Annotated in this window: 5 protein-coding genes and 1 pseudogene; 2 read left to right on the forward strand and 4 right to left on the reverse strand. The window is 41.4% G+C overall.

All coding sequences use genetic code 11. The annotated features are described in order from the left end of the window. Positions 1–28: 28 nt before the first annotated feature. The 3 genes and pseudogenes from B2008_RS02695 to B2008_RS02705 form a co-directional block, all read right to left on the reverse strand. Positions 29–1861, reverse strand: a complete 1833-nt coding sequence (locus B2008_RS02695; protein WP_281828911.1) for a monovalent cation:proton antiporter family protein — start codon at positions 1859–1861, stop codon at positions 29–31. 79 nt (positions 1862–1940) lie between these two features. Beyond that, the gene (locus B2008_RS02700) at positions 1941–3098 is read right to left on the reverse strand and encodes an SLAP domain-containing protein (RefSeq protein ID WP_281828909.1); all 1158 of its coding nucleotides are present in this window, start codon (positions 3096–3098) and stop codon (positions 1941–1943) included. 41 nt (positions 3099–3139) lie between these two features. Next, positions 3140–4248: pseudogene (locus B2008_RS02705) on the reverse strand (SLAP domain-containing protein). A gap of 240 nt (positions 4249–4488) precedes the next feature. Here B2008_RS02705 and B2008_RS02710 point away from each other — a divergent pair. Both B2008_RS02710 and B2008_RS08325 read left to right on the forward strand, forming a co-directional pair. After that, positions 4489–4704 (forward strand): hypothetical protein, encoded by a 216-nt coding sequence (locus B2008_RS02710; protein WP_281828905.1) that lies wholly within the window; start codon positions 4489–4491, stop codon positions 4702–4704. Beyond that, positions 4697–5116 (forward strand): hypothetical protein, encoded by a 420-nt coding sequence (locus tag B2008_RS08325; RefSeq protein WP_281828903.1) that lies wholly within the window; start codon positions 4697–4699, stop codon positions 5114–5116. Before B2008_RS02710 ends, B2008_RS08325 begins: the two co-directional genes overlap by 8 nt. Positions 5117–5265: 149 nt before the next feature. Here the strand turns inward: B2008_RS08325 and B2008_RS02715 are convergent. After that, the coding region (locus tag B2008_RS02715; RefSeq protein WP_286822280.1) for an SLAP domain-containing protein at positions 5266–6540 on the reverse strand (1275 nt) is incomplete at its 5' end.

Here is a 6540-nt window from a genome sequence, read left to right on the forward strand (position 1 = left end):
TCTTCCGTGAAGAAGAGGTCTTTTTTCTTTATTCTTTTCCTAAAATCTGGCGAATATGATCAGCAGTTTCGAATTCACCTGAGAAGATCACTTCATCCCCTGGTTCAATCACTGTTGAACCGTGCGGCGAAAGCCAAGTGCTGCCACGACGAATTCGGCTGACCGTCATCTTGTCAACGAACTCCCAATCCATTAATTGCCGGCCAGTGTAGGCGGTATTGCGTACAACAACGGAATAGAGCACGTTCTTGGTGTCCGTCATTACCTGGTAAACCGCTGGCGATTCGATTAAGGCCCGCATCAGAGCCGAACGAACATTGGTAAAGTTAAAGATTTCAATGCCCGCTGCGCGCAAATCATTAATTGTTTTAGCTTCCGGCTGCTGCAGACGAACGATCACGCGTTTAACGTCCATCTTCTTAGCCATGCGACTCAGTTCGATATTCTTTTGATCGTTATGCAAAGCAGCGACGAAAATATCGCAGTCAAAACCACCTTCCTTTAAAAGAGCCTCTTGATTCAAGTCAGGAATAAAGGTTAAGTTTGACCGACTTTTGAAGGTATCATAGTTGTCCTGCTGGTTGGTGAACATCTTAATGGCATACCACTTGTCATGCAAATCGTGAACCACCGGCATGGTGAAAGTATTGGCACCAATCATGACTACCCGCTGCTTGATTCGATCTTCCGGCGTTAATTTGAAGCTGGAGTTAAAGATGATCGGGCAAACAACGCAGACGACAACCGCTGCCAAAATAAAGGCATCGGACTGCGTGCTGGTGATCACTCTCAAGCGCCGAGCAACCTGCAGCGTTGGCAAAACGATCGTAATCGTTGTTGCTGTCAAAAAGCCACCGGCAAAGGCATTGCCATGGTCAAATTTACGCATGTAAACGGCGACCACCGGCATTTTTGCCAAAATCAAAAAGATAATCAAAACTGGCAAGAGCATGAGTGAAGTTGGATGAGCAAATAAGGTTCGCAGATCCAGTTTTACTCCCGTCATAATGAAGAAGATGGGAATAAAGAAGCCATAGCCGATTGAGGTCAATTTATCTTTGGTAGCTTCGCTAGGCTCAAGCAGCTTCATGACCATCCCTGCCAAAAAGGCACCTAAAATATTTTCGGCACCCACGGTTTCGGCCACTGTTACTAAAGCGAAGATTAAGAAAAAGGCTAAACGAATATCTATCTGCGTGGTAGCCTTAGTTACTTTGACGAACCAGTTGTAGGGCTGCTGGAACCGCCATAATAAGAAAATTGCGGCCGCAAACAGCAGAATAATCAGCCACAATTGTTCAGCGTTGCCACCATGGAGTGAGGCATAGACTGTTAACAACAATAATGGAATAACTTCGCCCATGACCGCCGTCAGCAAAATTGTTTGCCCAATCGGTCGACTTAAAATATCCTTTTCCTTTAGCGTCGCGATAACCACGCCAAGGGCAACAGTCATAAAGATAATCGTTGCTAGTGATACTTCGCTAAAGAGGCCAAACAGTTTTAGCAGAAATGCTAAAATCAAGGACATCACGGCAACCCCAATGAAGGCCGCGAAAGCAGTTTTCAATGGATCAACCATTTTTCCGCTCTGGCTGCGTCTTTTTTGATTGTTTTTGCGACTCAACAAATCAAAGTCGATTTCCATCCCTGACAAAAATATCAGAAGAATCACGCCCAGATTTGATAAAAAACTCAGATTTGCGGTATTGCTGATGAGGTTGAAACCGCTGCTGCCCATAATTATGCCAACGATAATTTCGGCAACGGCAGTTGGTACGTTGTTGACTTTGAACCGCGCCATAAAAATTGGGATAACCAGCGCGAGCAAGACAACGAGAAAAAGTGATAGTTGTGGCATCTCATTCATTCTCCCTTCCCTAAAAAAACAAAATCAATTATACAAAAAAACCGCCAGCCGGCGACTTTAATCGTTTATTTTAAAAATTTTGTGCTTTGACAAATTGCGTTGGACTGATGGTGTAATACTTAATTCCGGCAATTGTTACTTTGCTTCCGTAGGTTTTAATTTGGCTGTTCTTCATCAGCTTGGTCTTGCCATCGGAAACGCCAGCCGTATCGTAAATATACGAATTATGCTTCAATGTCCGCGTCGTACCATCGACATTGCCAACGGCAATGTACTCATTCGTCGCAATTTGGTAGTATTTCTTTTTATTAATAGTAGTAGACTTAATGACAGTGACAACTGTTCCGGCCATTTTGCTTGCTTTGTCCTTTACCTTTTGGCCTTTGGAATTATAAATCGCAGCGTTATGAATAATTACTTTTTGGCTAGTTTTAGCAGTTGGGATCTTGACAATATTAGAAGCTGCAGATGCAGTTGAAGTTGCTTTCACCGTTACCTTATTTGATGTGCTGGCAGTATTGGTCTTGGCCGCCTGCAAATCATAGTAATATTTAATCAATTCGAAAAACTGATCCATACTGTAACCCCATTCAGCGAAGTAACCGTCTGGATCACCATGGGTGGTACCGCCTAAGAATTTAGAAACAGCAGCATGGGACCAAATCGTACCTTCGCCTGTGCTGCAGGCATTAATTGGCTTTAAATTATAACGGTGCAAAATTTTAGCACACCAAACGGCATCATTGTTGACGCTTTTGGCGAAATAATCACGCGTTGTTTCTTCACAAAGCTCGATTTGAACGAAACGGTCGTTAGCCATTGGACCAGCGCCCCAAACCCCATAGTTAGGAGTCATCATTTGAATTACTTGTGAGTGATCAACGAAGGCATGCACGTAAGCATACATCGTATTCCATTCACGGTTGAAATAGATCGCTTCATCGTAAGCGGTGGCACCTGGATCGCCAGTTTCGTGAATGACGATCCCTTCTGGCTTACCGTTGTTGCGATAAACGATTTTATTTTTGGTATAAAACTTATTATAAGTTATATTTTCTGTTGCCAGCATCTTATATAGATAAGTAACGCCGACATAACTGTTTTGTTTTGCAATACTGTTAATCGTTACTGACGTGGTATCATCTGCCTTTGCCTGGGTGACATTGAGCATGCCTAGCAAAGAAGCCGCAAGCACTGTTAAGCTAGTGACCAGTTTTTTTAAATTCATTCAGTCTTCCCTCGTTTCCCTACTAAACTTGAGAGCAGTCACTATTTAGCAAAGTTGCTTTTCTTGACATATTGGCCGATACCAATCTTGTAGTATTTCTTGCCCATAATATTTACGGCACTACCATAGGTAGCAAGAGAACGATTCTTCTTGTAGACTAAATCATTGTCGCGGTTGCCACTACCATTGTAAACATAGGAATTACGTTTGAGCAGGCGCATTGTACCATCGATATTACCGGCAGCAACATAGGAATCTTTGCCGATTTGGTAATATTTGCGACAATTGATGGTCTTGGTGCCATAAGTGGTGATGACGCTGTCTTCTTTGAGTGCCTTAACTGTAGTGAGACGCTTGCCTTTGCTGTCATAAACGTAGGCATTGTGCATCAAATTCTTTTTAACTACAGTAGCGTTGGTTGGTGCCTGAGTTGCAGGAAGAGCGGACTTGGATTCAAGAACAGTTGAGTTAACCCAGCCCTTACCGGCAATGTGCATCCGTTTAGAACCATTATAATAGGTAATCGTCTTATCAACAGTTACTGTTTCACCTTTCTTGATGGAACCAGATTTAGTTGAAACGCTGTGGTCAGTTGGCCAAGTATAGGTTGCCGCAGTAGTTGCAACTTTGTAGGACTTGGCGGTCTTAGAAATAGTTGGATCATACTTAGTCAAATTATATTGCGTAATTTGTTGATCCAAATTAGTGTTGTAATTTTGATCAGTTGCGTAGGTACCAGTTAAGGNNCTTCGTAAGAAGTGTACTTTCTGAAAGAAGCAGTAATATAGTAGCTCTTACCGCTGCTATCTTCTTCACGAGTCGTGGCACTATAGGTAGCACCAGTCCAATCATCGCCAGCCTTCATCCCGAATAAATTGTTGGCTTCGGTAGCAAGGGTTGACTTACCCCAATCTGATTCAACGATTGCTTGGGCAATCATAACAGATGGATATACTCCGTATTTTTTCGCAGCCTTTTGTGCTTGAGTAGCAGCTTTAGTAAGAAAAACTGATTCTGTGGCAGTCAGGGTTGCGGCTTTTACTGTGTGACCTTGTACTGTCTTAAAATTCGATAGGTTATTAATTGCTGGAATAGCGGTTCCTGAGAGAACTACTGCGGCAGCGAAACCAGTGATTAATTTCTTTTTCAAATGGATTTCCTCCTTAAGATAACAATTCTATTGTATCTGCTTAAGGAAAGCTTAACAACTCTAAACGTTTCTTTGCAATCAAAATATAATAATTCTCTATTTATTTGTAACAAAAACGCCCTTTTGTATCGGGTACGCGATTTACGCGGGCGAAAAATTCGTTTTGTACATTATAGGCTCCGGTCATGCTAAAGCCTATGGCCTATTACATTTTTGTAATTTCAAGGAGGAAAAGACCACATGAAGAAAAATTTAAGAATTGTTAGCGTTGCTGTTTCTACTGTTTCAGCTGACGCTACTACTGGTAGTAACTATACTGAAATTAACTTAGGTTCTACTACTGCTGATGTTGTTGAGAACCCAGTAGATGTTACTCCAAGCCTTACTTTAACTGCTAAAAACGGTAAGGTTAACGGTAGCCTTAAGGGTACTATTTCAGCAAGCTTTGGTGGGTAACACCTACACTGCTAACTTGTCAAGCGCAAACGGCAACGGTGATGTAATTATTAGAGGTGCTAAAGCTAACAAGAAGTCGGATGCTGCTGATGTTTTAACTGGCTATAAGTACAACATTGATATCGAAAATGTTGGCTTTAACTTTGGCTCAGCTAACGCAAACAAGGAAGTTACTATTGCTTCATCAAACAGTAACGTTACATTATCAAGGATGACGGTCCGATATTTAAAAGCGATTGGTTCGGTGCTAAAATCGAAGATAGCGATAGTCGAACGAATTCTAACTATATACTTGTTGTTGACGGCGAACAGTCTTCTGAACTCCGCGTCATTCTTGTACATTTTTTTGATATTTTCCACACTTAAATCGCGGTACTTATGTATTTTACCGTTCATTCATATAACTCATTAAAATGTATTCTCGGTAAAATTACCGAGCATTTCAGAATATCAGATAGTGGTGGAGATATCTATAGTTTTTTTAAATAAAAAATTAGATACAAAAAAAGCCGAAGCTTTCACTTCGACCTTTTTTATTAATTAGCGTTTGCTAACTACTTATTAGAAGTTTGCCTTCTTTACGTATTGGGTTTGACCAATTCTGTAGTAAAGCTTGCCGTTAGCTAACTTAACTGGTGAACCGTAAGTAGTTACTGATGAACCCTTCTTCAAGGTTACCTTGTTAGCACGCTTCTTTGAAGTCTTGTAAACGTATGCGTTGTGCTTCAAAGTACGTGAAGTACCAGTAACGTTACCTGCAGCAATGTACTTGTCTTCGTTAGCAATCTTGTAGTAGCTATTGCCGTTGATAGTGTAAGTCTTCAAGCCGTTTGAAGCTGAAGAGTCAGATACCAAGTTTACTGAGCTGTAAGTTGGAACCACGTCAGTACCTACACGTGAGCCGTTCTTGTCGTAGTAGTAAGCTGCGTGCATAACAGTCTTAGATACGCTAGGTTCAGTAGCTTCTGGAACGTTAGCAACAGTTACAGTTACAGGCAAAGTTGCACTTTTACCGTTAAGAGATGAAGTTGCCTTAAGGGTAACAGTAAATGTGTGAGGTGCAGTGAAGTTGTTGTTAGCATCAACTGAAATGCCTTCAGCCTTTAATTGTGAAGCAATGTCATCAGCTGTGGTGTCAAGCTGAAGAGTATTAAATGGGTTGCTTGTAGTAGGTTGAACAGCAACAAATTTGCCGCCCATGACAGCTTTAGATACATCTGATGTATTAAGTTGACCGTTGGAGCCTGCATAAACAGTAGCAGTACCAGTAGTTGCCTTTTCACCAGTAGTAGTGTCGTAGAATACAACATCATTAGTGTAAGTTGGGTCAAATGCAGTTACACCAAAGTAGTGAAGAGTCAAGCCACTAACAGTACCGTTTACGTCAGTCGTAGCAGTAGCAGTCTTACCACCATTAGAAACTTGAATATTTTTATTGTTTTTACCTGCAACAAATGTAACTTTACTGTTTGATGAAGTAATAGTAACTTTCTTGTTTGCGTTAGCTGTACCAAAGTTAAAACCAACATTACGGATAGCGATGTTGTACGTACTACCAGATACGACATCAGCAGCTTTAACACCTTTAGCACCATCAAAAATAGTTACATCCTTGTTGCCGTTTGCGCTTGACAAGTTAGCAGTGTAGGTGTTGCCACCAAAGCTTGCTGAAATAGTACCCGTAAGGCTACCAGGAATGTTACCGTTCTTACCAATTAAAGTAAGGCTTGGAGTAACATCTACATCTGGGTTCTCAGCAACATTAGTAGTAGAACCTAAGTTAATTTCAGTATAGTTACTACCAGTAGTAGCGTCAGCTGAAACAGTAGAAACAGC

Source organism: Lactobacillus sp. UBA5813, assembly GCF_002417895.1.
Lineage (GTDB): Bacteria > Bacillota > Bacilli > Lactobacillales > Lactobacillaceae > Lactobacillus > Lactobacillus amylolyticus.